The organism is Thioalkalicoccus limnaeus, from assembly GCF_041197575.1.
GTDB classification, from domain to species: Bacteria; Pseudomonadota; Gammaproteobacteria; order Chromatiales; family Chromatiaceae; genus Thioalkalicoccus; species Thioalkalicoccus limnaeus.
Genome location: NZ_JBDKXB010000004.1, coordinates 149,165 through 176,117 on the forward strand (window position 1 = coordinate 149,165; position 26,953 = coordinate 176,117).

At 65.2% G+C, this 26,953-nt stretch carries 27 protein-coding genes; 15 read left to right on the top strand and 12 right to left on the bottom strand.

Annotated features, from left to right (window positions below; translation table 11 throughout):
* Window positions 1-42 precede the first annotated feature (42 nt).
* Complete coding sequence (locus ABC977_RS04930; protein ID WP_369666129.1) at window positions 43-705, bottom strand: histidinol-phosphatase; 663 nt, start codon at window positions 703-705, stop codon at window positions 43-45.
* Between the two features lie 322 nt (window positions 706-1,027).
* On the opposite strand from ABC977_RS04930, the gene ABC977_RS04935 reads away from it, so the two are divergent.
* Window positions 1,028-1,567 (top strand): RNA pyrophosphohydrolase, encoded by a 540-nt coding sequence (locus ABC977_RS04935; protein WP_369666130.1) that lies wholly within the window; start codon window positions 1,028-1,030, stop codon window positions 1,565-1,567.
* A gap of 161 nt (window positions 1,568-1,728) precedes the next feature.
* Window positions 1,729-3,993 carry a phosphoenolpyruvate--protein phosphotransferase gene (ptsP, locus tag ABC977_RS04940; protein ID WP_369666131.1) on the top strand — a complete coding sequence of 755 codons (2,265 nt, stop codon included), beginning with the start codon at window positions 1,729-1,731 and terminating at the stop codon, window positions 3,991-3,993.
* A 7-nt stretch (window positions 3,994-4,000) separates the two neighbouring features.
* Here ptsP and ABC977_RS04945 read toward each other — a convergent pair whose 3' ends face one another.
* Complete coding sequence (locus ABC977_RS04945) at window positions 4,001-4,654, bottom strand: BON domain-containing protein (RefSeq protein ID WP_439849156.1); 654 nt, start codon at window positions 4,652-4,654, stop codon at window positions 4,001-4,003.
* Window positions 4,635-5,003 (bottom strand): YraN family protein, encoded by a 369-nt coding sequence (locus ABC977_RS04950; protein ID WP_369666133.1) that lies wholly within the window; start codon window positions 5,001-5,003, stop codon window positions 4,635-4,637. Before ABC977_RS04950 ends, ABC977_RS04945 begins: the two co-directional genes overlap by 20 nt.
* Before the next feature lie 56 nt (window positions 5,004-5,059).
* Here ABC977_RS04950 and rsmI point away from each other — a divergent pair, with 56 nt between their 5' ends.
* Entirely contained in the window at window positions 5,060-5,920 is an 861-nt protein-coding gene (gene rsmI / locus ABC977_RS04955; protein WP_369666134.1) for a 16S rRNA (cytidine(1402)-2'-O)-methyltransferase, read from the top strand.
* A gap of 50 nt (window positions 5,921-5,970) precedes the next feature.
* Here rsmI and ABC977_RS04960 read toward each other — a convergent pair whose 3' ends face one another.
* A complete protein-coding gene (locus ABC977_RS04960) occupies window positions 5,971-6,672 on the bottom strand; it encodes a type 1 glutamine amidotransferase (protein ID WP_369666135.1) in 702 nt (233 codons plus the stop codon).
* A gap of 376 nt (window positions 6,673-7,048) precedes the next feature.
* Between ABC977_RS04960 and ABC977_RS04965 the strand changes: the two genes are divergently transcribed.
* The gene (locus ABC977_RS04965; RefSeq protein ID WP_369666136.1) at window positions 7,049-7,855 is read left to right on the top strand and encodes a dienelactone hydrolase family protein; all 807 of its coding nucleotides are present in this window, start codon (window positions 7,049-7,051) and stop codon (window positions 7,853-7,855) included.
* 22 nt (window positions 7,856-7,877) lie between these two features.
* Here ABC977_RS04965 and ABC977_RS04970 read toward each other — a convergent pair whose 3' ends face one another.
* Window positions 7,878-8,318, bottom strand: a complete 441-nt coding sequence (locus tag ABC977_RS04970; protein WP_369666137.1) for a hypothetical protein — start codon at window positions 8,316-8,318, stop codon at window positions 7,878-7,880.
* A gap of 776 nt (window positions 8,319-9,094) precedes the next feature.
* On the opposite strand from ABC977_RS04970, the gene ABC977_RS04975 reads away from it, so the two are divergent.
* The 7 genes from ABC977_RS04975 to ABC977_RS05005 all read left to right on the top strand — a co-directional run bounded on the left by ABC977_RS04975 (window position 9,095) and on the right by ABC977_RS05005 (window position 16,165).
* Window positions 9,095-10,291 carry a PP2C family serine/threonine-protein phosphatase gene (locus tag ABC977_RS04975; RefSeq protein WP_369666138.1) on the top strand — a complete coding sequence of 399 codons (1,197 nt, stop codon included), beginning with the start codon at window positions 9,095-9,097 and terminating at the stop codon, window positions 10,289-10,291.
* A complete protein-coding gene (locus tag ABC977_RS04980) occupies window positions 10,288-11,796 on the top strand; it encodes a helix-hairpin-helix domain-containing protein (RefSeq protein WP_439849157.1) in 1,509 nt (502 codons plus the stop codon). Before ABC977_RS04975 ends, ABC977_RS04980 begins: the two co-directional genes overlap by 4 nt.
* A 189-nt stretch (window positions 11,797-11,985) precedes the next feature.
* Window positions 11,986-12,564, top strand: coding sequence for a TerD family protein (locus ABC977_RS04985; RefSeq protein WP_369666139.1), 579 nt, complete (start codon window positions 11,986-11,988; stop codon window positions 12,562-12,564).
* A 301-nt stretch (window positions 12,565-12,865) separates the two neighbouring features.
* The gene (locus ABC977_RS04990; RefSeq protein WP_369666140.1) at window positions 12,866-13,282 is read left to right on the top strand and encodes a tellurite resistance TerB family protein; all 417 of its coding nucleotides are present in this window, start codon (window positions 12,866-12,868) and stop codon (window positions 13,280-13,282) included.
* A 167-nt stretch (window positions 13,283-13,449) separates the two neighbouring features.
* A complete protein-coding gene (locus tag ABC977_RS04995; protein ID WP_369666141.1) occupies window positions 13,450-14,025 on the top strand; it encodes a TerD family protein in 576 nt (191 codons plus the stop codon).
* A 119-nt stretch (window positions 14,026-14,144) separates the two neighbouring features.
* Entirely contained in the window at window positions 14,145-14,717 is a 573-nt protein-coding gene (locus tag ABC977_RS05000; protein ID WP_369666142.1) for a TerD family protein, read from the top strand.
* Between the two features lie 158 nt (window positions 14,718-14,875).
* Window positions 14,876-16,165: a TerD family protein gene (locus ABC977_RS05005; protein WP_369666143.1), complete on the top strand. Its 1,290-nt coding sequence runs from the start codon at window positions 14,876-14,878 to the stop codon at window positions 16,163-16,165.
* Between the two features lie 48 nt (window positions 16,166-16,213).
* On the opposite strand, the gene ABC977_RS05010 is transcribed toward ABC977_RS05005, so the two are convergent.
* The 7 genes from ABC977_RS05010 to ABC977_RS05040 all read right to left on the bottom strand — a co-directional run bounded on the left by ABC977_RS05010 (window position 16,214) and on the right by ABC977_RS05040 (window position 23,972).
* A complete protein-coding gene (locus ABC977_RS05010; protein WP_369666144.1) occupies window positions 16,214-17,539 on the bottom strand; it encodes a hypothetical protein in 1,326 nt (441 codons plus the stop codon).
* Between the two features lie 347 nt (window positions 17,540-17,886).
* Window positions 17,887-19,392 carry a tetratricopeptide repeat protein gene (locus ABC977_RS05015; RefSeq protein WP_369666145.1) on the bottom strand — a complete coding sequence of 502 codons (1,506 nt, stop codon included), beginning with the start codon at window positions 19,390-19,392 and terminating at the stop codon, window positions 17,887-17,889.
* Window positions 19,389-20,417 (bottom strand): vWA domain-containing protein, encoded by a 1,029-nt coding sequence (locus ABC977_RS05020; protein ID WP_369666146.1) that lies wholly within the window; start codon window positions 20,415-20,417, stop codon window positions 19,389-19,391. The genes ABC977_RS05015 and ABC977_RS05020 overlap by 4 nt, the downstream gene beginning before the upstream one ends.
* Complete coding sequence (locus ABC977_RS05025) at window positions 20,410-21,465, bottom strand: VWA domain-containing protein (RefSeq protein ID WP_369666147.1); 1,056 nt, start codon at window positions 21,463-21,465, stop codon at window positions 20,410-20,412. Before ABC977_RS05025 ends, ABC977_RS05020 begins: the two co-directional genes overlap by 8 nt.
* A complete protein-coding gene (locus ABC977_RS05030; protein ID WP_369666148.1) occupies window positions 21,458-22,033 on the bottom strand; it encodes a DUF4381 domain-containing protein in 576 nt (191 codons plus the stop codon). Before ABC977_RS05030 ends, ABC977_RS05025 begins: the two co-directional genes overlap by 8 nt.
* Window positions 22,034-22,954 (bottom strand): DUF58 domain-containing protein, encoded by a 921-nt coding sequence (locus ABC977_RS05035; protein ID WP_369666149.1) that lies wholly within the window; start codon window positions 22,952-22,954, stop codon window positions 22,034-22,036.
* Between the two features lie 61 nt (window positions 22,955-23,015).
* Window positions 23,016-23,972 carry an AAA family ATPase gene (locus ABC977_RS05040; RefSeq protein WP_369666150.1) on the bottom strand — a complete coding sequence of 319 codons (957 nt, stop codon included), beginning with the start codon at window positions 23,970-23,972 and terminating at the stop codon, window positions 23,016-23,018.
* An 892-nt stretch (window positions 23,973-24,864) separates the two neighbouring features.
* On the opposite strand from ABC977_RS05040, the gene hisB reads away from it, so the two are divergent.
* Genes hisB through ABC977_RS05060 form a run of 4 tightly spaced genes read left to right on the top strand, consistent with a single transcriptional unit; the run spans window position 24,865 to window position 26,947 of the window.
* Window positions 24,865-25,473 carry an imidazoleglycerol-phosphate dehydratase HisB gene (hisB, locus tag ABC977_RS05045; protein ID WP_369666151.1) on the top strand — a complete coding sequence of 203 codons (609 nt, stop codon included), beginning with the start codon at window positions 24,865-24,867 and terminating at the stop codon, window positions 25,471-25,473.
* 19 nt (window positions 25,474-25,492) lie between these two features.
* The gene (gene hisA, locus ABC977_RS05050) at window positions 25,493-26,239 is read left to right on the top strand and encodes a 1-(5-phosphoribosyl)-5-[(5-phosphoribosylamino)methylideneamino]imidazole-4-carboxamide isomerase (protein ID WP_369666152.1); all 747 of its coding nucleotides are present in this window, start codon (window positions 25,493-25,495) and stop codon (window positions 26,237-26,239) included.
* Window positions 26,236-26,631, top strand: coding sequence for a phosphoribosyl-AMP cyclohydrolase (gene hisI / locus ABC977_RS05055; RefSeq protein WP_369666153.1), 396 nt, complete (start codon window positions 26,236-26,238; stop codon window positions 26,629-26,631). Before hisA ends, hisI begins: the two co-directional genes overlap by 4 nt.
* Entirely contained in the window at window positions 26,618-26,947 is a 330-nt protein-coding gene (locus ABC977_RS05060) for a phosphoribosyl-ATP diphosphatase (RefSeq protein WP_369666154.1), read from the top strand. Before hisI ends, ABC977_RS05060 begins: the two co-directional genes overlap by 14 nt.
* Window positions 26,948-26,953 lie beyond the last annotated feature (6 nt).

The window sequence follows — 26,953 nt, forward strand, 5'->3', positions numbered from 1 at the left end:
AGTCCTCCGCGAGGGCTCGTGGCGGTCGTCACGCCGTGGCGGTCAAACCTCGTCACGCAATGACAGGATTCGCCAACCGCGGGATTCGGCGCAGGCGCGCAGCCTTGGGTCCGGGTCGACGGCTACCGGATGGGTGACCCGTTCGAGGAGCGGCAGGTCATTGTGGGAATCACTGTAGAAGGTGCTGTCGGCAAGATCGTATCCGGTGTCCGTCATCCACTCCTCGAGTCGGCTTACCTTGCCTTCGCGGAACGCCGGCACCCCGGCCACTTCGCCGGTGAAGCGATCCTCGCGTCGTTCCGGCACGGTCGCGATCAGGTCGGAAATGCCGAAACGTTCGGCGATCGGGCCGGTGACGAACTCGTTGGTCGCGGTGATGATCAGCAATCGATCGCCACGCTGGCGATGGTGCTCGACCAGGGCCAACGCCCGAGGCAGGACGACCGGTTCGATCATCTCGCACAGGAACCGAGATCGCCACAGGAGCAAGTCGGGCAACGGGTGGTCGCGCAACGGGGCCAATGCGAAACCCAAGAAGGCGCGGATATCGAGGCGGCCCTCGCGGTAGTCGCGATAGAAGCGATCGTTCAGCTCTTCGTATTGGTCGCGATCGACGACCCCTTGGGCGATCAGATAACGGCCCCAAAGGTAGTCGGAGTCTCCAGCGATCAGTGTATTGTCTAGGTCGAAGATGGCCAGGGGCACGGGTTGGTTCCTCGTCGAGGGTCGGGTTTCGCCGCAATCGAGGTGGCCACTTGGGCCTTGATCACGACTGTGACGGCTGTACGAGTAGCTGCGCCTGATCGTCAGCGCGGATGCATGCGGAGGTTGTGGGCCAGGTCGTGCTGTCGCCATCCGTGTCCATCGGTGCCGGTCCGTGGCTGAGGTCAAAGGCCGATCGAGACCTTGCGGCCAGGCGGAAAAAATACTCGGAATCTGGTGGGCACGCAAAGGGCATGCCTCGCGAGTTGCCCCGTCTATAGAGATTATGGAAAAATGACGACGCTAATCAGCAGGGTGCGCGGCCTTGATCGATCCGGACGGTTTCAGACCCAATGTGGGCATCATCATCTGTAACGACCAGCGGCGCCTGTTCTGGGGGCGGCGGGTCGGTCAGAATGCGTGGCAGTTCCCGCAGGGCGGCATCCACGAGGACGAGGCCCCGATCGAGGCGATGTACCGGGAACTGGAGGAAGAGGTCGGCCTGCGACCCTGTCAGGTCGAGCTGCTCGGGTGCACGCGCCGCTGGTTGCGATACCGATTGCCGAAACGCTTCATACGCCGCCATTGCGGCCCGGTCTGCATCGGGCAGAAGCAAATCTGGTACATGTTGCGCGTCAATTGCGAGGAGCAGGCCTTCTGCCTCGACAGCAGTGAAAAGCCCGAGTTCGATGCATGGCGGTGGGTCAAGTATTGGCAACCGCTGCGCGAAGTGGTCTATTTCAAGCGCCAGGTCTATCTGAGGGCCCTCGAGGAGCTTGCGCCGCTGCTCTACCCGGAAGGTCCGCCCGTGCGCCAGGAGGTCTTGTCCGATCCTCCGCGTTGCTTGCATCAAGGGCGCCGATGAGGGTCGGCCCGCGTTGCGCGCATCTAGAAGCTCGGCGCCCGGTGCGATGTGTTCCCTCGGCGTGACGGGTCGCCTCTTGTCGCCGTCCGCCACCGAACGGCCAACAGAACGGGCCGTCGCTCCCTGTCTCTTTGATTCGAGAACCCAAGTCCTAATAGGCCATGCTTGAGCCACTGCGCCGCATCGTTCAGAAAGTCAATCAGGCCCCGGATCTGGAGCAGGCGCTGAGGGTCATCGTCCAGAGCGTCAAGCAGGTCGTTGGGGCTGACGTTTGCTCCGTTTACCTCACCGACTTCGATTCGCGCGAGCACGTCTTGCAGGCCACCGACGGCCTGGCAGCGGGGGCGGTCGGCCGCGTTCGCCTGCCGCTGCATCGCGGTCTGATCGGGCTGGTCTGCGAGCGGGCCGAACCCCTGAACCTCGACGATGCCCCCGCGCATCGGCGTTACCTGTTCATCAAGGAAACCGGAGAACAGGAATACCGCGGTTTTCTCGGCGCGCCGATCATCCAAAACCGCAAGGTCCTCGGCGTGCTCGTGTTGCGCCAGCGCGAGCAGCGCCGGTTCGGTGACGATGAGGTCAATTTCGTCGTCACCCTGGCCTCGCAACTCGCCGGTGCCATCACCTTCGCGCGGATCAGCGGTGAGCTGGCGCGATTGCAGGATCCGATGGCGTTGCCGAACCGGTACCTGCAAGGTCTGCCGGCCTCGCCGGGGATCGCGATCGGGATCGCGGTCGTGGTCTACCCGCTCGCGGATCTGGAGGCTGTGCCGGACAATCCCGCCGCCGAGCCGGAGGCGGAGGTCGAGCGCTTTTTGAGCGCCATCGCCGACGTGGCCGAAGAGCTGGAGCAGGTGGCCAGCCAGTTTGCCGGAACCCTGAGCCCCGAGGATCGGGCGTTGTTCGACGCCTGGCGGCTGATGCTCGAGAGCGACCTGCTTCTCGATGGGACCCTGGCCCGGATCCGGGCCGGAAACTGGGCGCCCGGCGCCCTGCGGGCCACGATCGCCGAACATGTGCAGGTGTTCGACCGCATGGAAGACGGCTATCTGCGCGAGCGCGGCACCGATGTCTGCGATCTCGGGCGGCGGATCCTGATGCACCTGCAGAAGATCAAGCCGCCGCCGATCGACTATCCGCCGTCGACGATTCTGGTCGGCGAAGAATTGAGTGCGATGCAGATCGCCGATGTTCCGCGCGAACGCCTCGCCGGCATCGTCTCGACGACCGGCTCGGGCTCTTCGCATGTCGCGATCCTCGCGCGCGGGATCGGCGTGCCGGCGGTCATGGGTGTCGGAGAGCTGCCGGTTGGGCGCATCGATGGACGCGAGGCCGTCGTCAATGGGTATCATGGCCGGATCTACGTCGCGCCAGGCGCCTCGGTCAAGGCCGAGTACCAGCGGCTGATCGAAGAGGATCGCGCCCTGAGCACGGAGCTCGAGAGTCTGCGCCATCTGCCCGCCGAGTCGACCGACGGCTTTCTGCTGCCGTTATACCTGAATACCGGGCTGGTCTCGGAGTCGCGGCCGATCGGTATCGAGGAGTCGGCCGGTGTCGGTCTCTACCGGACCGAGCTGCCGTTCCTCGTTCGGGACAGTTTTCCCGGCGAGGAGGTGCAGATGGCCAACTATCGGAAGGTTTTGACGACCTTCGCGCCGCGTCCGGTGACGATCCGAACGCTCGACATCGGCGGGGACAAGCCCTTGCCGTATTTCCCGGTCGTCGAGTCCAACCCGTTTCTCGGCTGGCGCGGGATTCGCGTCACGCTGGATCATCCGGAGATCTTCTTGACCCAGGTCCGGGCCATGCTGCAGGCCGCGATCGGCCTCGAGAATCTGCGGATCCTGTTGCCGATGATCGGCAGCGTCACCGAACTCGACGACGCGCTCCGCCTGATTCAGCGTGCCCACGACGAACTCCATGACGAGGGGCTGTCGGTCATGCGGCCGCCGGTGGGGATCATGATCGAGGTGCCGGCCGCTGTCTACCAGATCGAATCGCTGGCGCGGCGCGTCGATTTCCTGTCGGTCGGTACCAACGACCTGACGCAGTACCTGTTGGCCGTCGATCGCAACAACAGTCATGTCGCCGAGCTTTACGACGAGTTGCATCCAGCGGTGCTGCGCGCGCTGATGCAGGTGGTCAGCGGGGCGCGCAGCCAGGAGGTCGAGGTCAGTATCTGCGGGGAGATGGCCGGCGATCCGTTGGCGGTGGTTCTGTTGCTCGGAATGGGTGTGGACAGTCTCAGCATGAGTGGCGGGAGCCTGCCGCGCGTGAAGGCCGTGATCCGCAGCTTGAGTCGGGCGCGGGCGAGGGAATTGCTGAAGTGCGCGCTGCAATTCGAGGATGCCGCGGCGGTGCGGCGGCTCCTGATGAACACGATCGAGGAGCTCGGCCTCGGCGGTCTGGTGCGGCCCGGCCGCTGACGGACGGTCAGGCCCGGTTGGGGCGATACGGCTCGAAGAGGCGAACGACCTGAACCACGCCGGGGACATGGCGTACGCGTTCGATCACCGCCTGCTCCTCGTCGGGTGTAAGGAGTCCCATCAGATGGACGGTCCCCGATTCGGTGATGACCTTGACCCTGGTCAGGTCGAAATCGGGGCGATCGACGCTCGCCAGCGCAAGTCGGACGCGTGATGCGAGCAGCGCGTCCTCGCCCTGGCGTTGCAGCGTCGCGTTGGGGCCGATCGTGACCTGATCGACGACCTTGACCACGCCGGGCAACCGGCTGACCATGTCGGCGTAGCGATCGCGGATATCGCGGCGCGCCGCCTGGCCGGTGAGTAGGACGACCTGATTGTAGCTGGTGGCCATGATCCGGCTGTTTTGGGCGATCTCGGGCTCCTTGCGATGGCGGTCGCTGGCCATCAGCTCGATGCGCCGGTCCTCGACGACGACTCCGGCGGGGCGCCGGTCATGCAGCAACGAAGCACCGGCGACCGTACCGCCGACGAGCATCGGTCCGCAGCCTGACACGAGCCCGCCGATCGGCATGGTCAGGCCGAGCGCCAGGATCAAGGCCAAGCCGGGATACCGGCCGATCGTTGGTTGGGCATGGACTAGGTTATTCGACACGGAAGGCATCCTCGATCCAATCGATCTCGTTTGCGCGGCCGATCGCCAGGACATCGAAACGGCACGGTAGGTTCGTAGGGTATTGCAGCAGGTAACGCTTGGCGGCGCTGATCAGCCGTCGTTGTTTGCGCGTGTCGACCGATGCGACGGCCCCGCCGCAACGATCCGAGCGGCGAAAGCGCACCTCGATGAAGACGAGCACCCCCTTGTCCTGCATGATCAGGTCGATCTCGCCCATTCGGCAGCGGTAGTTCTGGTCCAGAAAGCGCAGGCCTCGGCCCTCGAGGAAACGTCGAGCGAGCCCTTCCTTTTCGGCCCCGACCGCCTGGGTGTCGGAAAGGGTACGACGCCCTCTCATCTGGAAGTAACGGCCCGCCTGGCCATCGTGATGCCTCGAAATCCTGGAGCCACAGCTTGATTCCTGATACCGGTAAACTATACGTGGTGGCGACGCCGATCGGCAATCTCGGTGATCTGAGTCCCCGTGCGCTCGATGTGTTGCGCGCTGTCGCGGCGGTCGCCGCCGAGGATACTCGCCACAGCCGGCAGTTGCTCGCGCACCATGGCGTGGCGACGACGCTGATCGCCTATCACGAACACAACGAACGCGAGGTTACCCCGCGTTTGATCGCCCGCCTGAAGGGCGGCGAGGATCTGGCACTGGTCAGCGACGCCGGCACGCCGCTGATCAGCGATCCCGGCTTCGTGTTGGTTCGCGAGGCGCACGCGCAAGGTATCCGGGTCGTGCCGATACCCGGTCCGAGTGCGGCGGTCACGGCCCTGTCGGCGGCTGGGTTACCGAGCGACCGGTTCCTGTTCGTCGGCTTTCCGCCGCGGACCTCGGCCAAATGCCGTGCCTGGCTTGCCGGGCTCAGCCGCGAACCCGGCACACTGATTCTGTACGAGACGGGGCCGCGGGTGGTCCGGACCCTCGAGGATCTGGCCGCTGTGCTCGGCGGGACGCGCCGCGCGGTCGTCGCCCGGGAGCTGACCAAACGCTTCGAGACGCTTCGATGCGGGACGCTTGTCGAGCTGGCCGGGTGGCTCGATGCGGATCCCGAGCAACGACTGGGCGAGTTGGTCATCCTGGTCGCGGGCGCGCCGGATCAGGATGACGCCACGGCCCACGAAGAGCGACTCCGGGTGTTGCGGATCCTCGCCGAGGCCCTGCCATTGAAGCAGGCCGCCAGCTTGGCGGCACGCATCACCGGCGGGCGGCGCAACGACCTGTATGCGATGGCACTTCGAGAACTCGGGCCAGGCGAAAGGCCCTGACCGGGCATCGCTCGACGGCCACCGACGTGCCGCTGCCCGGTTGGGGTCGGCTAGGGCTCGACCAGATGATCGAGAAGTCGGTCCAGCAGTGCGTTCGCTGCGGCGTAATCGGCCGGCGCCGCGGCACGGATCGCGGCCTCGGATTGGATCCAGCGGCCCGAACGCAAGTCCCCCCGGCAATGTTCGACCAAGGTCACGGCATCCTCCGGGGTCGTCTCCAGATGGCATTGGAGGCCGATCACGCGGCGTTCGACCTGGAACGCTTGGTGCTCGCAAGCGGAACTGCGCGCGAGGTGCGCGGCATTGGGGGGCAGATCGAAGGTCTCACCGTGCCAATGGAAGGCGTTGATCGTCGGTGGAAAGCGGAACGCCTGGTTGCGCCCGTCCTGGTCCGGCGGGAGCCCTTCGATCGGGTACCAGCCGATCTCGGCTTCGGGGTTCGCGTAAACCCGCGAACCCAGCGCGCTGGCGATCAGTTGTGCGCCGAGACAGACCCCGAGGACGGATGTGCCCTTGGCGACGGCTTCCCGCAAGAATGCCTTCTCGCCCCGCAACCACGGGTAGCGCGCCTCGTCGTTGACGCTCATCGGACCACCCATCGCAATCACGAGATCGATGCCGTCGAGCGGGGGCGGTTGTTGGCCGTCGAAGAACCGCGTGTAGCGCAGCTCCGCGCCGCGTGCCCGTAGCCAGGCTGCCATCGAACCGACACCCTCGAAGGGCACGTGCTGCAGAATCTGTACTCTCTTCACCCGCCGCCTCGTTGTGTCGTCGTCACCGCGCCAAGGCTACCACCGACCCGATGTCGAGGTGGCTGATTTGTTCGTGTCGCCCGCGCGTGCGGTCCCGTCCCGGCGAGCGGGGAAGCCGGATGTCGCTCGGCCCTCGTGGCCACCAGGTGGCGTCGAGGGAGCGCGAGGTGCCGCCACCGCCACCTTTCCTCGCTCGGCGAACTTGTGGTGGGGCCGGTGTGACGCCAACTCTCGGGCAACCGGGGGCGCGCGACCGGCCGAGTTGACCGCGTTGACACAGGCTGGCGTTTGTCTCCAGCCAGCCTGTGGGGCGAAGTGCGGCAACCCGATCGTGACCCCTTCATCAATGATCCATCCATTTTGCCGTGAGCCGTCAATGTTAGCTCGGGTCCTGTGCGCGGTCGCGTTGTGCCTGGTGTTGGTCAGTTGCGCGAGAGGCCTGGTCGGAGATCGCATCGTACCTGGCAGCGCGATCCCGGAAAGGTACGCTGCGAGCGCATCGAGATCGATTCAGGTCGATCTCGGAGACATCCGGTCGATAACCGGATGCCGCGTCGAATATCTGTCGTATCGGCCGTTGTCGGCCGCGGTCGACAGCGACCCGCTCGTCGTGCTGGCGCACGGCTTTCTGCGCAGCCATGAGCACATGGACGGCTTGGCACAGCGGATCGCGGCGGCTGGATACCGCACCGCTTCGGTGCGCTTCTGCAACTCTCGGATCTGGGCGGGACGGCACCGCGAGAATGGTCAGGACCTGGTGCGTGTCGCCGACGTGCTCGCAGCGCAGGAGGTCGTCTACGTCGGGTTCTCGGCTGGCGGTCTCTCCGCGCTGGTCGCAGGCCGTCAAGATCCACGCACCCGCGGCATCGTCGCGTTGGATCTGGTCGATCGCGATGGTCTTGGTTTCGCGGTGGCATCGGACCTCGAGCCACCGGTGGTCGGGTTGTTTGGCGATCCGTCGCCATGCAACGCCGAGAATAATGGTTTGGCCGTGCTGGAATCCCATCCCGGGGCCAGGGTCCAGCGGATACCCGGCGCGTCGCACTGCGACTTTGAAACGCCGTCCGATTGGCTCTGCCGGTTGGTATGTGGCAAGGATGTCGGCAGTGGGCAGCGCCGTCAGACCATCATCGCGGCGACCACGGACGCCGTGGCCGCGCTGCTGGCGCATCGAGGCGACTGAGCGACCGCGCCCTCGTCGATGGTCAGCGTGCCTGCCAGTAGAAGGAGTGGGCGGCGACGCCGGTAGCCGGAACTTGGATGCGTTTGGTCTGACTCTCGCCGCCGCGCTCCGCGGTGATTCGGTATTCCCCAGGAGCAAGGCGCGCATAGAAATAGGGGCCTTCCGAGGTGGCCTCGAGCAGCGTCAAGCCGGAGCCGTCCTCGATCTGGACGGGGATACCGGCAAGGAACTCGCCACTTCCAGCGACCGCGAACAGCAGGTGGACATTGTATTGCGCCTTCCGTTGTGCGAGTTCCTCGCGCTCCGATGCGCCGACGCCGCCGCTGATGTAAGGGATTGCCGGCATCGCGGCGCCTGCGGTGGGATCCGGGTAGTCGGGGGCCAGCGCCGTTTGCGGCTGTGCGTGGACCGGCAGTGCGAGAGACGCCGCCATCGCTAGTGCTATCAGGTACGTAAGTGACATGAATCGAGTCATGAAATCGCCTCCGTTGCATCATTGGCTTGAAGGGGTTGGTCGTAACGATGACCACCCTTCATCTTACGGTGGAAATCCAGCAAGACGTTTTCAAGTTACGGCCGGCGCGGCGGATGACAAGGGCGGGCGAACGCTTTACCCTTGCCGGCAGACGGATTCCATTTGCCAGAGTCGCCGGTCGGTCCAATCGCACACCAATCCGGATCGAGCGACCCTCATCAGCGGGAACCGATATGGACCAAGCCCAGCACCAGGTCCTTGTTCAGGCCCTGATCGATGACGCGGCGCGGCGCCTGAGCGAGGCGGGGGTCACGGAGGCCGGCCGGTTGGATGCAGAACGTCTTCCGGTCGACAGCCCGTTGTGGTGGGCCGCCGAAGCCTTGCTGCGCGAAACCAGGGCGGCATTAGACGAGGTGGTTTCGGTTCCCGACGCGAGTCGGCTCTGTCGGACCGATTCCACGCCTGGGCTCCCACACGATGACGTGATGTCGGTCAATCCTCCTCCCCGCACCGATTCAACGCGGTCGGAGTCGCTGCCAATGGATCATGACGAATCGCCCTCGACCCCGCCAGTCCTCGACTTGGATGCCGAGTCGGCGGGTGAGCCCCCAACGGCTCGTTCCAGACCGCACGGCGCCGAACAGGAGCCAGATGGCAGGCGCGGGTCGGAACCCGATTCGGTCGGAACCGAAAGCGACCGGCCACCGTCCCCAGCGACTGCGGCGCCCGAAGATGACGCCGAGTCGGTCCGGGATGGGGCGCCTTTGGCGTCCCCAAAGCTCGCCTTCGCGATCAGCGCGAATGCCCGGGTTGACGAGCCCTTCTCGGCTCGACTCATCGTCCGAGGCGGTGATCCGGATGCCACCGAGATCATCGAGTGTACGATCCCGGACGGGCTCGGACTGACCTATCGGGCCGCGGATCGCTCGGTTCATGGCACGCCGACCCGTTCCGGTGACTTCTCATTGACGGTTAGGTATCGCTTCCATGGTACGTCGGAGGATCGTCCCCAGATGACGGCCAACGTGCCGCTGACCGTCAATCCGGACCCACGGACCCTGTGGCAGGATCGCCCGTCGGATCGCAACGCACCCGGCTGGAAGCCGGATGCCGACGGCTGTTTGATCCCGGCGGGAGCGGGACGGCGTATCCTGGCTGCGAGCAAACGCGGCCGGTCACATGCGCATTTCGGTGGTTTTCGTGATGACGATTTTTGCGTTCGGGTCCGCGATGACAGTCCGTGGAGCCTGATCGCGGTGACCGATGGTGCCGGTAGCGCCGAGCAGGCGCGGACCGGGTCACGGATCGTGGCGAATGTCGCCGCCGATTTTGCGGCCGAGCGTTTGGCCGGAGAGCTGGGTGACGCCTTGACGCTGGCCGCGAAAGGCATACCGGAAGCCGACCCGGTCGCGACGCGGCAGATGCGGACCAAGGCCTACGAGGTCTTGGGCGGAGCGGCGCTGGCCGCCGTCAAAGCGATCGAAGAGACTGCCGATCGTCAGGGGTTGTCGCCGCGGGATTACGCGACGACGCTGCTCTTGGCCGCCCACCGCATGTTGGGCGATGAACACATCGTCATCACCTTCTGGGCCGGCGACGGCGCGATGGTGGTCTTGGAGGAGGCGGGTGCCACCCTGCTTGGGGAGCCCGACGGCGGTGCGTTCGCGGGTCAAACCCGGTTCCTGGATCGCTCGATCGTTGGTGATGCGAACGAGATCATGACCCGAATACACGTTCTGCGCGTCTCTGATCTGCTCGGTCTGTTAGTGATGACGGATGGCGTAAGCGACGCGCATTTCGCATCGGATCAGGCACTGGCCGAGAAGGCCGCGTGGGACGCCTTCTGGGGTCAGGTGCAACCGATCCTCGAGGCCGAGGACCCGGTCGCCGACCTGCTCCGGTGGCTCGATTTCTGGAGCCCCGGAAACCATGACGATCGGACGATCGCCATCTTCTGGTGAACGACACCATGGGCCAAGTCATCCGCCTCACCACCCTCGAAGGCCAACGGGTGGAGCTCGTCGACAAGATGATCGGCTCCGGGGCCATGAAGGACGTCTATTTCTCCCCGGATCGTTCGTATGTCGTGGCCCTGTTTCGCGACCCGCAGGACGCGCAGGCCCGGGAGCGCCTGATGATGATCGCCGGTTCGTATCGCGACGGCATCTTCGGTCAAGTGGGCGGCGACTACTGGAACGAGGTCTTCTGTTGGCCGACCGGGGTCGTCGAACACGAGGGAAAGGTCGGTGTCGTCGTGCCAGCCTATCGGAAGCCCTTCTTCTTCGAATTCGGCTCCAAGAACGACGACATGCTCGGGATCCGCGGCCGCGAAAAGGAGGGCAAATGGTTCGCGAGCGCCCACAACCAGTCACGCTTCCTCGATCAGCGTGAACGTGGCAACTGGCTGAACTATCTGCGCATCGGCATCCGCTTGGCGCGAGCGGCCCGGCGTCTGCACGCCGCTGGGCTGGCCCACAGCGATTTATCCTACAAGAATGCGCTGATCGATCCGCGCACCGGCGATGCCTGTCTGATCGACCTCGACGGGCTGGTCGTCCCGGGCAAATTCCCGCCCGACGTGGTCGGAACACCGGATTTCATCGCGCCCGAGGTCGTGATGACCAGTCATCTGGACCGGCATGATCCGGGACGCCACTTGCCCAGCATCGCGACCGATCGCCACGCGTTGGCCGTGCTGATCTACATGTACCTGCTCTACCGTCACCCGCTGCGCGGCGACAAGGTTCATGATCCGGATCCGCAACGCGACGAGGCGCTCGCGATGGGGGAGCGGGCGCTGTTCATCGAGCATCCGCTCGATCTATCCAATCGAATCCGTGCCGATCTGGCCCGGGACTCGGAATTGCCATGGAAGGATACCCGTAAGATTCCCTATCGGGTGACCGGGCCCTATCTGACCCCGTTGTTCGACCGGGCCTTCATAGATGGTCTGCACCAGCCTGGCGCGCGCCCCACCGCCGATGATTGGGAGCACGCCCTGGTCAAGACGGCGGATCTACTGCAACCCTGCGTGAATCCAACGTGCGACCAAGGCTGGTACGTCTTCGACAATACCTACTCGCCGGCCTGCCCCTTTTGCGGCACCCCCTTTGTCGGTAAGTTGCCGGTTCTGAATTTCTATTCGTCCCGGCGCGGCGGACAGTTCACCCTCGATGATCACCGCCTGATGGTGTACACGGACCAATCCCTGTTTCGGTGGCATGTTCGACGCAACCTGTCGCCGAACGAACGCCTCTCCGCGGAGGATCGCCGGCGGGTCGGTTATTTCGTGCTGCATAATCAGGTCTGGTGGTTCGTCAATGAGAGGTTGCCTGACTTGTTCGACCTCGACCGCAACAGCGCCATTCCGATCGGTGGTCGGGTGGCCCTGAAGGATGGGATACGCTTGCTTTTTTCCCGGGAACCGGACGGCCGGTTGGCAATCGTTCAGATGGTCGATGCCTGAACTCGGTTGGGAGGATAGCCGGTCACTCGGGCCAGGGCTCGGCGAGCGACGGGACGACCCCATCTCAGCGCCAACCGGGGTGGCTTCATCAGAAATAAGGAATACGGCGGGTGTCGGAGTCTCGTGCGCATCTGGGTGCTGGGTCCGGTTGCGAAGGTGCGGTCAAATGTAACGACAGGAGAACGCAAGATGGCGATCAATCTGGAAAAGGGTCAACGTATCTCGTTGGAGAAGAACGGTGCTGGTCTGTCGGATGTCTCGATGGGACTTGGATGGGGGCGGCGCAAGCGCAAAGGCCTGTTGCGCACGACCGAGGTCGATGTCGATCTGGACGCATCCTGCTTGTTGTTCGATGAGCAGCGCGAGCTCCAAGATCAGGTCTGGTTTCGGCAGTTGACGAGCCGGTGTGGCAGTATCCGGCATACGGGCGACGATCGAGCCGGCGGCGGGGGCGGCGAGAACGAACGGATCGACCTGCAACTCGACCAGGTGCCCGCGAACATCGTCGCGCTGGTCTTCACCGTCAACTCGTTCCTCAACGATTCCTTCTCCGGCATACCCAGCGCCTTCTGCCGGCTCGTCGACCGCCGCAGCGGAGAGGAGATCGCGCGTTACGATATCAGCCTCGATGGCGGCGACCACACGGGCCTGGTCGTCGCCGTGATTGACCGGCAGGAGGGTCAGTGGCGCATGCGGGCTGTTGGTGACAAGGGCTATGGCCGTACCTTCAAGGACATGATGCCGTTGATCTCGGCCAGTCTTCCTTGATGTCGCTGGCCGCCGGACGCTCAGGGGATTGCTGGGATCTCGTGCGCGCCGCTCGCTCGTTTTTCCGCCCGCCTCTCGGGTTGCGCCAGCAACGGTCGGCGCGTATCGAATGCAAGCGACGATCCCGCGCGATCCGGTACAGGGTTCTTCGACAATCGCCCAAATGTGAACCTTCGGTCAGGGTTCTGGTCAATGAGGCCGTCCATCCAAAGCTTTGCCGACTTGGGCTCTGGAGGCGGTTTGGCATCAATGTGAGCGAGATACGATAATGCTCGATCTTTTTCGCCAAAGATTCACTGACATGACGCGTGGTCTCAAAGAGGAAGTCGCGCGCGTGCGCAACCGCGATTTCCTCGAGGCCTGCGTCGCCGGTTGCGCCTTGGTCGCGAATGCGGACGGCGTGGTCAAGCCCGACGAAAAACAGAAGATGATGGGCTTCATGCAGACCTCGGAAGTTCTGTCCTTATACAATGCAAGCGAGGTCATCGCGCTTTTCAACAAGTACACCAGTCACTTCGAATTCGATTTCGGGATCGGCGAGGCCCAGGCCTTGAAAACCATCGGCAAGCTCGGCCGAAAGCCCGACGAGGCACGACTATTGGTGCGCGCCTGCTGCGTCATCGGTGCCGCCGACGGTCATTTCGACGACAAGGAGCGGGCCGTCGTCCGCCGCATGTGCCTGGAATTGGGACTGGATCCGAACGATTTCGGTCTCTAGGGCGGTCGGTCGGCCCCCCGCCGCCGGGTCGGATCAGGTCGCGGCCCGAAGGGTACGGCCTCGAGAAACCTGTCGATCGGTGGCTGCCCAGTACAGGGTGGTCGTCAACCTGCCGATCGGCGCAACGGGAGTGTCGTCACTCCAACAGCGATAGGAGACTCATCACCATGGGAGTATCACTTCAAAAGGGTGGTCGCGTATCACTTGATAAGGAGGCCCCCGGCCTGCGTGTCGTCCACGTCGGGCTCGGGTGGGATCCCCGCGTCACCGATGGCGCGGATTTCGACTTGGATGCGTCCGCTTTCCTGCTTGGCGCCAATGGCAAGGTCTCGTCGGATCAGGACTTCATTTTCTACAACAACCTGCAGTCGACGGATGGATCGGTGACCCACACGGGCGACAATCTGACCGGTGAGGGCGAAGGAGATGACGAAGTCATCATGGTCGACTTGCCGGCGGTCCCGCCGCAGGTCGAGAAGATCGCGTTCACGGTCACGATCCACGATGCCCCGGAGCGCCGCCAGAATTTCGGTCAGGTCGGCAACGCCTATATCCGCTTGGTCGATCAGAGCAACGGTGTCGAGATCGTGCGCTTCGACCTCGGTGAAGATTACTCTACCGAGACCGCAATGGTGTTCGCTGAGCTCTATCGCCATAGCGGTGAATGGCGGTTCAACGCGATCGGCCAGGGCTATGCCGGTGGCCTGCGAGCCATGTGTCAGCAGTACGGCGTCCGGGTCTAGCCCGGCCGCGCGTCTTCGCGTAGTCTTCGGTCCGCGCGGCGGCGACCCAGAAAGGTCGCCGCCCGCGGCGTTCCAGAATCTCTTTGTTGTCAACGCATCCGTTTTCGGAGATCACAAGTATGGCAGTCTCGCTGACCAAGGGCGGCAATGTCTCGTTGACGAAGGAAGCGCCTGGGCTCAGTCGCCTCCATTTCGGCCTCGGCTGGGATGCACGGAGCACCGATGGCGCACCATTCGATCTGGATGCCTCGGCACTGATTGTCGGTGACGACGGCAAGGCCCTGTCACCACAACACTTCGTTTTCTTCAATAACCTCAAGGATCCGGACGGGGCGGTCACCCACCAGGGGGACAACCTGACCGGCGAGGGGGAGGGCGACGACGAGGTAATCAAGGTCGATTTGGCCCGTGTGCCGGCCGCGGCGAAGAAGGTCGTCTTCGTGGCGACCATCTACGACGCGGACGCGCGCCGCCAGAACTTTGGTCAGGTCACCAATGCCTTCATCCGCGGCGTCAATGATGCCGATCAGAAGGAGATCGTCCGTTTCGACCTGTCCGAGGACTTCTCGCTCGAGACCGCTGTGATCTTCGGCGAACTCTATCGTCACGGCGACGAATGGAAGTTCAAGGCCGTCGGTCAAGGCTACGCCGGCGGTCTGGCGGCCGTCGCCCGCGATTTCGGCATCCAGTAGTAATCCGCCGCGGACCTATCGATCCAGCCCGGCGGCCAACCGCCGGGGCTGGCCCGAATCGTCTGCATGATCCCCGTGCCGGGCGCGAGTGCCTCCGGATTCCGTCATCGCCCGGAAGGCGATCCTTCGAACTTTCCTCGAGACCAACAGGAGTGGCCATGGCCAGCACACATCTCCAGCCCGGTGCCAACACCTCCCTATCGGGTGCCTCGACCCGGCCGTCACGCGTCACCTTGGCCGTCGGGTGGTCGCCGCCGAATGTAGCTGGACTGGAGATCGATGCCAGCGCCTTCCTGCTCGCGGCGGACGGCCAGGTTCGCAGCGATGACGACATGGTCTTCTACAACAATCCGAGAACCGGCGACGGTGCCGTGGCGTTGGCCTCGGCGTCGGCGAGCGAGCGACAGGCCTTCACGGTCGAGCTGAATCGTCTTCCGGCCGCGATCGACAAGGTGGCCTTCTGTGTCACGATCCATGATGGCGAGACGCGCCGTCAGACCTTCGGCTCGCTCCAATCCGCTTGGGTTCGGGCGCTCGATGCCGACACCGGTCAGGAGATTGCCCGGTTCGATGTGCCGCTCGCGGGTCGTTCCGAGGTCGCGATGGTCTTCTGCGAGATCTACCGCCGCCAGCAGGAGTGGAAACTACGCGCCGTCGGCCAGGGCTTCAACGGCGGTTTGGCGCCGCTGGCCGCACACTTCGGCGTGGTCGTGGCCAGCCCCGCGCCGCCGCCAGCTCCATCATCCGCGCCCAAGCCGCTCGCGGCACCGCCGCCACCCAAACCTGCCGCGGCGCCACCGCCGCCACCAGCGGCTCCACCACCGAAGCCGGTGCGCCTGGAGAAGATCACGCTCGAAAAACGCGCGCCGATCTCGCTCGAAAAAGGCGGGCGCGGCTTCGGAGAGATCGTGATCAATCTCAATTGGAACCAGAACCCGAGCGGTGGTGGTGGTGGCGGCTTCTTTGCACGCCTGATGGGACCCTCCGGCATCGACCTGGATCTCGGATGCCTTTACAAGCTCCGTACCGGCCAGGCCGGTGCCGTGCAGGCGCTCGGCAATGCGTTCGGAAGCCTCCAGCAACCGCCTTATGTCCAGTTGATGGGTGACGACCGGACCGGGGCCGATACCCAAGGGGAGTTTTTGCACATCAATGGTCGCCAGTGGGATGCACTGGACCGGGTGTTGATCTATGCCTTCATCTACCAGGGTGTGCCGAATTGGGCGGCGACCGATGCCGTCATCACCATTCGTACCCCCGATCAGCCGACGTTGGAGATCCGCCTCGACAGCCATCGCAACGATCAGAACATGTGTGCTCTCGCGCTGCTCGAAAACGACCGCGGCAACATCCGGGTCACCAAGCTGGTGGAGTATTACCGGGACCACCAAGTCATGGATCAGGCCCATGGTTTCGGGCTGCGCTGGGTTGCCGGTCGCAAGGACTGAGACCGAGCGAACGGGCACGAGGGCGGCTCGCCGCCGGCGGACGTTCGATCAACGCGGGTTTAGGGGCGGTAACTCGGGTCGCTGCAACCAGCTAGAGCGGTACGATCGCCAAAACCGGTTGACGAAGGAGATCTCCCGGCCCAGCTGGCCTTTCCAGCGGGGAAGGTCGAGTTCCTGTCCGGCATAGATCGCCCCGTCGAGTTGCCGTTCCAGGATTTCGATGCGCTCCCGGTTCGCAGCAGGATAAGAGCGCAGCACCTGCTCGGTCAGTCGGCCGGTCGACGCGCCGAGCGCGGGTCCGTGCCAGCTTGCCCGCTGCTGGAAGCGCGTGAGCCATTCCGCTGGTGTCGTCGCCCGGTTCGCGAACCGGATTCTCCGGCGCAGCCGCGTCGCGGGCGGCAATGCCCGAAGGAGCCGATCCAGAACCCACCGCGCCTGGCGGCGCGGGATGAGCACACGCGACCGGTCACGGAAGAAGGCGGAAGCAGCGACGAAGGGTGACGGCGTAGCGCGCGGGTGGCGCCGTCGCGACGAGGCCAATTGGCGCAACCCGACCCCCACCCAATAGCCGATCAGCAGCAAAGTCAAGACGATCAAGGGCAGCCACAGTGGATCCCAGATGCGCCAATCGGCGCTTGGTCGAGACAGATTGAAGCCGCTCGCAGCAGCGGGGCCGAGGGTTTGGATCGGCAAGGCTGCGACCTCCCGGGCGCCCGTTTCGGTGTTCCACCAAGCGACTCGAAGTTCTGGCAGACGCAGGTGTCGGCCGGCTTCCGGAACCAAGGTGTAATACTCGGTCCGCTGTCCTACCAGGCGGCCGTCCGACGACAGGTGGGCCGCGGCTGAGGTGCGCTCGCGGTACAGCCGCAAGTCGCTCGCGCGGAGCTGCGTTTCGAGACTCGGCAGTTGATCGCCGGTCGCGCCGACCGCCTCGAGCTGCAACGCGAGCCGGACGGGCCGCCCCGGTTCGATCCGGTCCCGATCATCGAGATCGGCCTTCAGCGTGAGTCCTTGCAGCGGGAGCCAGGGCGTGACGCCGGGCTCGGCCGGCTGGACCTGCAGGTGAACCGGCTGACTGATGGCCTCGTAGCGGGGCCCATCCTGGCCGTGGGGCCTGATTTCGCGACCACTCACGACGATCGGTGGAACCTCGAGGTGACCGGCGCGCAGCGGCCGCAGGATGTAGACGTATTCATTGACGATCTCGCTGCGGCCCTGGCTGACCCTCGGATAGGTCGTGGGTCCGGCCAGCCGTTGCCAGAGCGCGTCGTCGGTCGCGAGTGCCTCGGGATTCGCGGTGGCCAGGTTCGCATCGCTGACGAGACGCACGCGAACCAGGACATTCTCGAGTTGATAGGGACGGCTTTCGGTCACCTCGAGCTCGATCCTCGGTGCCCGCTCCGTTCTCGCAGGCGCAGCCGGTGCTTGCGGGCGCGGAGCTGGCATCAGGCCGGGTGGCGGCATCGGCCGCAGGCCAGGTCCGGGGGGCCAACCGGGATAGCCATATCCGAAGCCCGGGTGAGTGGGGTAGCCCGGGTATTGGCTGCGGGTCTGGTCCGGCGGGAGGGGACGGTATGCCCAGTTCCGGGGTGGCTCGGTACCGGCCGCGGATGCCGCGACGCAGGGGCCTTGCACCGCGAGTGACACTAGCAACAGCGACAGGAAGACGGCGGCGAGGATCGGTCTGATCCGTCGCGAGCGGCGGCCATCCGTGCGCGAACTCACCAGGGTCGGCTCTCGTGCACGGGGCCTTCGACCTGCTGAAGGCGCAACTCCTCGAGCCGGAACTGGTTGCGCAGCAGTTCGGCCGGGTCGCCGCCAACGAGATCGAGCCGTTCTTCGAGGATCATGATCTCGAGCGGGGTCAGGTCTGGACCGATCGTCGGGTCACCGGCGAGCGCACTGGCCGGGTCGTCGGCTTCGCGGCCTTCGCGCGGCTGATCGCCGAGCGCCTCATCCGGATCCAGCGCTTCGGTCGGCCCGCCTGCGGCGGCATCGTCCGGTAACTCGGTCGGGGCGTCGGCGGAACGATGGTCCGCATCGGCCCCGGTAGCGCTGTCGTCGTGAAGCTCGCCCTCTACATCCGGTGAGGCGCCGGGTCTCGGCGTATCCTCGTCCCGTGCGCCGTGCGTGTCCTCGGGACCTTCATCGATCGGCTCAGACGTCATCTCTTCGGAATCCTCGCTGTCGGCCGCGGCACCCTGCTTTGGCTCACGCGTGTCGTCGGCATCGGCGCCGGCGTCATCGACGACCTCTTCGCGCGGTTCCCGATCGAGCCCATCCTCAGGCTCGACCCCGCGGTCGTCATCGCGCCCCTCATCGGCATCGGCGGCTTCCTGTTCGGCATCGCGGCTCCGGGTCTGATCCTCGTCGGTCTCTCGATCCTCGCTCTGCGTCCGATCGTCGTCGGTGTCCTGATCTCCGTTCTGCGTTTGATCGTCCTCGGTCCCTCGATCCCCGCTCTGGGTCTGGTCGTCCTGGGTCGCCTGATCGCCGTCCTGGGTCTGATCGTCCTCGGCCTCTTGGTCGCCGCTCTGGGTCTGGTCGTCCTGGGTCTCCTGATCGCCGTCTTGGGTCTGATCATCCTCGGCCTCTTGGTCGCCGCTCTGGGTCTGGTCGTCCTGGGTCTCCTGATCGCCGTCCTGGGTCCGATCGTCCTCGGTCTCTTGGTCGCCGCTCTGCGTTTGATCGTCCTCGCTCGCTTGATCGTCGTCGGTCTCCTGATCCTCCCCGGGCTGCATCTGGTCGGGATCCTGCTCTTCATCGCCGGCTTGCGGCTCCTGTCGATCGGAGGCTTCCGGTTCGGCGGGGTCTTGGTCGGCCGGCTCCTCGTCCGGATAGCCGAGCATGGCCCGGGCCAGACTCAGATTGTGGTGGGCGTCGTCATGGGTCGGATCCAGTCGCAGGACCTCTTCATAGGCGTCGATCGCGCCAACGAAGTCACCGAGCTGGAAGCGGGAGTTGCCGAGGTTGTAGCGGGCCTCCTCGTGAACCGCCGGACGCTCGACCTGCTCGAATGCCCGCGCGGCTTCCTCGAAGCGCCCGGCGCGGTACAGGGCCACGCCACGGCGGAAGTCATCGGCGAAGCCAGCGGCGGCTTCATCATAGTCACCATCGCGAAAAGCGGCGAACGCCTCCTGCTCGCGGTTCTGGAACCACCCGGCGTTGGCTGTCGTGGTCAGGACCAGGGCGAGCACCACGACGATCAAGGGTCTCGTCCGGATCATTCGCGGGTCCTCCGCTGGCGCGGTGGCCATGGCAAGAACCGGAAAAGTAACAGGGTCATGACCAGTAGGACCGGGACATAGTAGCGCTCGTTCCAAATCAGGGCACGGTCATCGGAGATCCGGGTGGCGCTAGGGCTTGCGGTCGCGGCCTTGAGGATCGCGCGCGTGTCCTCGTCACCCCGACTGGCCTGACGGTAGACGCCACCTCCGGCCGTGCTCAGGTCGCGCATCAGCGCCTCGTTGAGGACCGACCTTACCGGTTGTCCACGATGATCGATCACCGAGCCGCCCTGCGGTCCGGGAACCCGTCCGCCGTCGGCGGTACCGACGCCGAGGGCATGCACACGGATCCCGCGAGCGGCTAATTCGGCGACGCGCTCGGCGAGTCCCGGCTCGTCGAAGTCGCCATCGGAGATCAGAAGGATCGCGCGACTTGCCTCGTCCGGCAGGCTCGCGAGCAGGCGTTCGGCCCGGTCCAGCGCCGGAAGCAACCGCGTTCCCTGCAGGCGCACCATGTCCGTCGTCAGCACCGGCAGGCTCGCGCGGATCACGGCGGTATCGTCGCTGACCGGCGAGATCAGGTGCGGAACCGAGGCGAAGGCGATCAGCCCAAGACGGAGATCCTGACCCAGCCTCAGCAGGTCCTCGATCTCGTGGCGCGCCCGAATCAGTCGATTCGGGGCGACATCCTCGACGAGCATCGATCGGGAGATGTCCAGCAGGATCAACAGGTGGCGGCCGGGGTCGCGCAGCGGGCGGTCTTCGTAATCCCAACGCGGCCCGGCCATCGCCGCGACCAGCAGCGTCCAAAGCAGTGACCAGTACAGGAAGCGGCCCCAGCGTTCGCGCGCCTTTGGTTCGCGGGTGCCTGTCAGGTGCGGCATCAGATGCGGGTCGGCGTACCGGTGGATGGGGCCGCGGGCCGCGCGCGCGGCACTGCGCCAGAGCCACCAGGCGACCGGGATCAGCGTCAGGAGCAGCCAGAACCAGAGGGGTTGCGCGAAATGGAAGCCGCCCTCAGGCATTGGCTGGGCTCCGTAAGACGCGTCGTCGCCCGCCGGGGAAGAGGCCCAGCACCAACAGGATCAGCAGCGCGACCCCGAGCGGCCAGCGGTATAGCGGGCGCGGTAACAGCACGGTGCGGGCCTCGGCCTGGGTCTTTTCCAGCCGGTCGATCTCCCGCGAGATCGCTTCGAGTCCGGCGGTATCGGTCGCGCGAAAGTAGGCCCCTCCCGTGGTCTCGACGATCCGTTTCAGCACCGTCTCGTCCATGGCTAGATCGTCGCGGTAACGCAGCCGGCCCCCCTCGATGATCGGGATCTGCTCGGCCACGGTGCCGACCCCGATCACGTAGACCCGGACACCTTCGTGTTGGGCCAACGAGGCGGCTTCCCCGGGCGAAAACTGTCCGGCATTGTTGTCACCATCGGCGATCACGATCATGACGCGCGAGCCCTCGGGGCGGTCGCGCAAGGCGCGAACGCCCAACGCGATCCCATCGCCGAGCGCGGTCGCGGGTCCTGCGATGCTCGGTTCGATGCCGTCGAGGATCAGGCGCACCGCCGCACGATCAAGACTGAGCGGTGACAGCAAGAAGGCCTGCGTGCCGAAAACGATCAGGCCGATCCGGTCGCCCTCGCGTTGCTCGATGAAGCGACCCATCACGCCCTTGACGACGGCCATCCGTGTCACTTGGCGCTCGTCGATCGAGAAATCGATCGCATTCATCGAGTGCGATGCATCGACTGAGAGCATCAGATCGTAGCCCGGGCGGCTGACCTCGGTGTGAGACTCGAGCCACTGTGGCCGCATCAGGACCAAAACCAAGGCCAACCACAGCAAGCCCAACAGCACCGGATAGAGGCGACTGGCGAGTGGCCGACCGGGTGTGCGTGCCTGGTAGGTGCGACTGAGATCGGCCAAACGTGGGTGGCGCAGCGTCACGCGCTGCTCCTCGAGGGGTGCCGGCGGCGGGGTGGCCGGGCTCACGGCGCGGAAGCGGCGCGATGCGATCCGCAGCAACCAGGGCAAGGGCGCGAGCACGGCCGCCCATGGCCAGTGGAACTCAAACATCGGCGGTCTCTCGGCCGCCCGATCGGTCCGAGCCCCCCCTCGCCGGCGCGCCGAGCCAAGCCTCGGTCGCGTCGATCAGGGTCGTTAGGATCGTCCGGGTTGTGGCCTCGAGCTCGGCCTCCGGCGGTGCATAGGGGGCCTCGAGCAAGACAGTGCCGTGATGGGTCCAGTCGAAGCCCCGCGGGTCGTTCGCGGCGAGCCAGAGCAGCCAGCGATGGCCAGTCAAACCGGCACAGGCAGCCCGTCCGAGTCTCGCCATCGCGATCCGCCGCAGCAATTCGGAGAGCTCGCCGGCGGTGTCCTTCGCGGGCTGCCCGGGCGCCCGTCGCCTCAGATCGGAGAGAGCGCGCGCTGCGGCCCGCCGCCAGTCGCCGATCGTCAGGCCCCGCCAGGACCAACGCTGGGACATGAGGACGCGCCGCCGCATCAGCCAGCGCAGCACCAGGAAGCCCAGGATCGCCGTCGCGGCGAGCCACCACCAGCCGGGACCAGGGGGCCACCAGGGGACGCCATCGAAGACGTGGATGTCGCGCAATTGGTCGGCGTTCGGGATCAGCGGCGGATCCATTCAGAAGGCCCTCGACCGGGCTCGCTGTTCGAGTTCCCGGAGTAACGACAGGTGGATCTCCTGGTCGGTTCGGATCGGCAACACCATGATCCGCAGCCGGCGGGCCATCGCCATGAGTTGGCAGCGGCGGGCCGTCCAGAGATCCAGATAGAGCTGGCGTGCGCGTGGGTCATCGGTGTCGACCTCGAGCAGTTGGCCGTCAGCACCGGTGAAGTTCACGACGCCCATCGCCGGAATCGACCAATCGGCGGGATCATCGACCGGCAGCAGGACGACCGAATGCCGATGAATCAGGTTGCCGAGCGGACGTTCCAGGTCGATCAGATCACGATTGAGGTCGGCAAACACGAACAGTAGCGAGCCGGTCGGGAGGCCACGGCTCGCCCGTTTCAGCGCACCAGGTAACTCGACGTGGATAGCCGGTGCCGACGGCGCCGATTCCTCGCTCAGGGTGCGCAGCAATTGCCACAAGGCGCGGCGCCCGCGGGCCGGTCGCAGGTGCCGCAGGCCGGCGGCCGCACCGCCGAAAACCAGACCGCCGACCCGGTCATTGAGGCGACTGGCTGCCCAGCCGATCAGGGCCGCCGCCCGTGCGGCCTGCACCGACTTGAAGGTGCCGCGGGTACCGAAATCCATCTGCGGTCCTTTGTCGACGCACAGCAGGACGCTGCGCTCCCGTTCCTCGCGAAAGATCTTCATGTGCGGCTCGTCGGTCCGCGCCGTGACCTTCCAATCCATGTAACGAATGTCGTCGCCCTCGCGGTATTCCCGCACCTCTTCGAAATTGATACCGGCCCCGCGAAACACCGACGCATAGAGCCCGGAAAAAGACGAATTGACCAGGTGGCGCGAGGCCAGGCCCAGCGTGTGCGCCTGGTGGCGCAGCTCGAGCAGATCGTCCAGACGCGGATGGATACTCATGTCGGGCTCGGGCCTTCCGCATCGCCATTGGGGTGTCCGAACGGCACGGGCTCGGCTCCCGTCAAGGGATCGCGACCAGGTTCAGCAGGCGGTTGATGAAGATATCCGTCGTCACACCCTCGGCCTCGGCTTCGAACGTCAACAGCAGGCGGTGGCGCAGGATTTCCGGCGCGACGGACTGGATGTGGTGCGGCGCGACGAACGGATCGCCGTCGAGCCAAGCTCGAGCGCGGGCGCAGCGGGCCAGCGCGATACTGGCACGGGGCGAGGCGCCGAAGCGGCACCAGCGGTCGAGATCCGCGTCGTAGGCCCTGGGTATCCGCGTCGCCTGGACCAGGTCGACGATGTAGTGATGCAGGCGCGGATCCAGATAGAGGTTGGCGACGTCGCGACGCATCGCGAACAGTTCCGCCTGCGATAGGCGCGTCGTCGTGGAGGGTGTTTGTCCCTTCCGTTGTTGGCTGTCGAGTTCCAGGATGCGCAATTCTTCATCACGGGTGGGATAGGTCACCACGGCCTGCATCAGGAAGCGATCGAGCTGTGCCTCGGGCAGGTGATAGGTCCCTTCCTGTTCGATCGGGTTCTGCGTCGCGAGCACCATGAAGAACCCAGGTAGCGGATAGGTTCGTTGGCCTACGGTGATCTGCCGCTCGGCCATGGCCTCGAGCAGGGCCGACTGCACCTTGGCCGGGGCCCGGTTGACCTCGTCGGCCAGCAGTACATTGTGGAACAAGGGGCCGGCGCGGAACTCGAACTCGCCCTTCTCGTGGCGATAGATGTCGGTACCGATCAGGTCCGACGGCAGCAGGTCCGGCGTGAACTGGATGCGATGAAAGTCCCCTTCCAGCGCTTCGGCCAACGCCTTGACGGCGGTCGTCTTGGCCAGGCCGGGAAGCCCTTCGACCAGCAGATGCCCATCGCTCAACAGGCAGACCAGCATGCTGTCGACGAATTTCTGCTGCCCGATGATCCGGGAAGCAATCTGGTCGCGGACGGGGTTGAGGTCGGCAGGTGTCATGGTCGACTTCCGCGGCAACTGCTTTAGAGGGGTGGCTGACGTTCGGCGCCTTGGCCTTGTGATCCGTTGGGTGCGCGGGTGGTGACGGCCGACCCAGCCGGGTCGTCGTGCCTGGCCCCACGACAAGGCTCTCGAGACCGGTCCAATCGTGCCTGATCCGTGGCGCTGACGGCGCTATCCTGAGGTCTTTGGCGTCGGAACGCAACTGCTGCATTGGCGCCGTCTATGCTCACTATCGACCGTTGGCGGTGCTCGAGCGGCGCCGTCATGACAGAAGCGCGGCCAACAGGCCGGGCCCCTGCGACCACTACGGCGCCGCGGGAACCTGGCGCCGACCATGGTTGCGCTGCGAACCCGATGGCCCCCTCGGTCGCGGCCGGTCGCGGGGTCGCAGGTGCGCACGAATACCCACAGTCGGGCGCCGGTCGCCGAGGCGGCGGCTGCCTCGCCGTCGCTGGCTGGCGGCCTCTCGGTCATGCTTCTCAAGATTTTGTTTGTAAATGTAATTTTAGGCTGCTGGAAAACTGGTCAATCTGTTGCTGGCCCTTGTCCGGCGGGCGGTTGGCGTCATAGCGCAGGGTTTGTTCACAGAGTTATCCACAGCGTCTGTTGGTATCCAGGATTTTGGCTTAACCGGACGATCTTTACTGTTTCGTTTCCACTGCTAGCGCAAAGTGTCGCCCTTATGTGATTGATCTCGTGATCCGGGTGCCGAGAGTGGCTGGCTGTTGCGCCGACCTTCATCCGACCCGGCGGCCTTCGGGTGCTGAACACGAATCACGGGGGGACGAAGCAAGAAGGAAGGCTCCCGCGCCGCTTGACCTTGCGCTGTTGTGATCTATTTGGTTCTAATAGCTGGCTCGTAAAGTCGGGCCCTCGGCCCTGGAGTCCCATGACCGCGGAAACATCCTGTCAGCGCACGGCTCAGGTCGAGCGCGCGACACTGGAGACCCGGATTCGGGTCGTCCTCGATCTGGACGGCACCGGTCGTTCAAGGTTCGCGACTGGCGTGCCTTTTCTCGAACACATGCTCGATCAGGTCGCGCGCCATGGCTTGATCGACCTGGAGATCGAGGCCGCCGGTGACCTGCACATCGATGCCCATCACACCGTCGAGGATTTGGGTATTACGTTCGGTCAGGCGTTGTCGCGGGCGCTCGGCGACAAGCGCGGTATCCGCCGCTACGGTCACGCCTATGTGCCGCTCGATGAGGCGCTGTCGCGCGTGGTCATCGATCTGTCCGGCCGTCCTGGGCTGGTCTTTCAGGTTCCGTTCGTGCGCGACCGGATCGGCGCATTCGAGGTCGACTTGGTCCGCGAGTTCTTCCAGGGCTTCGTCAATCATGCGGCGGTCACTTTGCACATCGACAATCTGCGCGGTGAAAACGCCCACCATCAGGCCGAGACGCTGTTCAAGGCCTTCGGTCGGGCGCTGCGGATGGCGGTGGAACCAGATCCGCGTATGGCGGGCTTGACCCCGTCGACCAAGGGCGCGCTCTGAGCACCGAGGACAGGTCCCCATGCTGCTGATCCCCGCGATCGATTTGAAGGATGGCCGTTGTGTGCGCTTGCGCCAGGGCCGGATGGACGACGAGACCATCTTCTCCGACGACCCGGTCGAGATGGCCGGACGCTGGGTCGCGGCTGGCGCGCGCCGGCTGCACCTGGTAGACCTGAACGGGGCCTTCGCCGGCACCCCGGTCAATGGTGATGCCATCCGGGCGATCGCCGCGGCCTTCCCGGACCTGCCGATCCAAGTCGGCGGCGGCATCCGCGACGAGGCGACGATCGCCGCCTATCTGGAAGCCGGTGTACGCTACTGTATCCTGGGAACCCAGGCGGTGCGTGAGCCGGCATTCGTCGCCCGGGCCTGCGCCCTGTTCCCCGGCCAGATCTTGGTCGGTCTCGATGCCCGCGATGGTCAGGTCGCGATCAAGGGGTGGGCCGAGCTCACCGAGCACCGGGTCGACGAATTGGCGCGGCGCTTCGAGGATGATGGCGTCGGTGCGATCATCTACACCGACATCGGGCGCGATGGCATGTTGAGCGGCCCGAATCTGGAAGCCACGCGGGCACTGGCCAACGCGATCCGCATCCCGGTCATCGCGTCGGGCGGCATCACGGATCTCGACGATATCCGCGCGCTGGCCGAGGCCTCCCTAGGGGCCGGGATCCAGGGCGCCATCACCGGACGCGCCATCTATGAAGGCACGCTCGACTTCGCAGCCGGCCAACGGCTCGCCGATTCCGTGACGGGGATCCGATGAACGAACAATGGCTCGATCAGATCAAGTGGGATGCGCAGGGGCTGGTCCCGGCGATCGCGCAGGAGACCGGAACCGGGCGCATCCTGATGATGGCCTGGATGAACCGCGAGTCCCTGCGGTTGACCCGCGAAACCGGTCATGCGGTCTACTGGTCACGCTCGCGGGGCCGCCTGTGGCATAAGGGCGAGGAATCCGGACACCAGCAGCTGGTCCACGCGATCCGCCTCGATTGCGACGCGGACGTTGTCCTGATCGAGGTTGAACAGAAGGGCGGCATGGCTTGTCATACTGGTCGTCATAACTGTTTCTTCCGCGAGCTCGACGCGACCGGCAATTGGGTCGAGATCGCGCCTGTGATCAAGGATCCAAGGGCCATCTATGGCCACGCCTGACACCGAGGTCCTAGCCCGTCTCGCCGCGGTCCTGGAGGCGCGCAAAGGCGCCGACCCGGATGTCTCGTATGTCGCGAAGCTTTACGGAAAGGGGCTCGATGCGATCCTGAAAAAGGTCGGCGAGGAAGCGACCGAGACGGTCATGGCGGCGAAGGACGGCGAGCCCGAACGGCTCGTCCACGAGATCGCGGATCTGTGGTTCCACTGTCTCGTCTTGTTGGCCCACCAAGGGCTCGGGCCGCAGCCGGTCTTGGATGAGCTGGACCGTCGCTTTGGCCTATCGGGGCTCGAAGAGCATGCGCGACGCGCCGGTTGAACCGGT

What these genes read in the sequence shown, in the direction of transcription:
- ptsP (WP_369666131.1), top strand. Translation starts at nt 1,729, where the DNA reads ATGCTTGAGCCACTGCGCCGCATCGTTCAGAAAGTCAATCAGGCCCCG.
- ABC977_RS04945 (WP_439849156.1), bottom strand. Translation starts at nt 4,654, where the DNA reads ATGCCTTCCGTGTCGAATAACCTAGTCCATGCCCAACCAACGATCGGC.
- ABC977_RS04950 (WP_369666133.1), bottom strand. Translation starts at nt 5,003, where the DNA reads ATGAGAGGGCGTCGTACCCTTTCCGACACCCAGGCGGTCGGGGCCGAA.
- ABC977_RS04965 (WP_369666136.1), top strand. Translation starts at nt 7,049, where the DNA reads ATGTTAGCTCGGGTCCTGTGCGCGGTCGCGTTGTGCCTGGTGTTGGTC.
- ABC977_RS04970 (WP_369666137.1), bottom strand. Translation starts at nt 8,318, where the DNA reads ATGTCACTTACGTACCTGATAGCACTAGCGATGGCGGCGTCTCTCGCA.
- ABC977_RS04985 (WP_369666139.1), top strand. Translation starts at nt 11,986, where the DNA reads ATGGCGATCAATCTGGAAAAGGGTCAACGTATCTCGTTGGAGAAGAAC.
- ABC977_RS04990 (WP_369666140.1), top strand. Translation starts at nt 12,866, where the DNA reads ATGACGCGTGGTCTCAAAGAGGAAGTCGCGCGCGTGCGCAACCGCGAT.
- ABC977_RS04995 (WP_369666141.1), top strand. Translation starts at nt 13,450, where the DNA reads ATGGGAGTATCACTTCAAAAGGGTGGTCGCGTATCACTTGATAAGGAG.
- ABC977_RS05000 (WP_369666142.1), top strand. Translation starts at nt 14,145, where the DNA reads ATGGCAGTCTCGCTGACCAAGGGCGGCAATGTCTCGTTGACGAAGGAA.
- ABC977_RS05005 (WP_369666143.1), top strand. Translation starts at nt 14,876, where the DNA reads ATGGCCAGCACACATCTCCAGCCCGGTGCCAACACCTCCCTATCGGGT.
- ABC977_RS05015 (WP_369666145.1), bottom strand. Translation starts at nt 19,392, where the DNA reads ATGATCCGGACGAGACCCTTGATCGTCGTGGTGCTCGCCCTGGTCCTG.
- ABC977_RS05020 (WP_369666146.1), bottom strand. Translation starts at nt 20,417, where the DNA reads ATGCCTGAGGGCGGCTTCCATTTCGCGCAACCCCTCTGGTTCTGGCTG.
- ABC977_RS05025 (WP_369666147.1), bottom strand. Translation starts at nt 21,465, where the DNA reads ATGTTTGAGTTCCACTGGCCATGGGCGGCCGTGCTCGCGCCCTTGCCC.
- ABC977_RS05030 (WP_369666148.1), bottom strand. Translation starts at nt 22,033, where the DNA reads ATGGATCCGCCGCTGATCCCGAACGCCGACCAATTGCGCGACATCCAC.
- ABC977_RS05035 (WP_369666149.1), bottom strand. Translation starts at nt 22,954, where the DNA reads ATGAGTATCCATCCGCGTCTGGACGATCTGCTCGAGCTGCGCCACCAG.
- ABC977_RS05040 (WP_369666150.1), bottom strand. Translation starts at nt 23,972, where the DNA reads ATGACACCTGCCGACCTCAACCCCGTCCGCGACCAGATTGCTTCCCGG.
- hisB (WP_369666151.1), top strand. Translation starts at nt 24,865, where the DNA reads ATGACCGCGGAAACATCCTGTCAGCGCACGGCTCAGGTCGAGCGCGCG.
- hisA (WP_369666152.1), top strand. Translation starts at nt 25,493, where the DNA reads ATGCTGCTGATCCCCGCGATCGATTTGAAGGATGGCCGTTGTGTGCGC.
- hisI (WP_369666153.1), top strand. Translation starts at nt 26,236, where the DNA reads ATGAACGAACAATGGCTCGATCAGATCAAGTGGGATGCGCAGGGGCTG.
- ABC977_RS05060 (WP_369666154.1), top strand. Translation starts at nt 26,618, where the DNA reads ATGGCCACGCCTGACACCGAGGTCCTAGCCCGTCTCGCCGCGGTCCTG.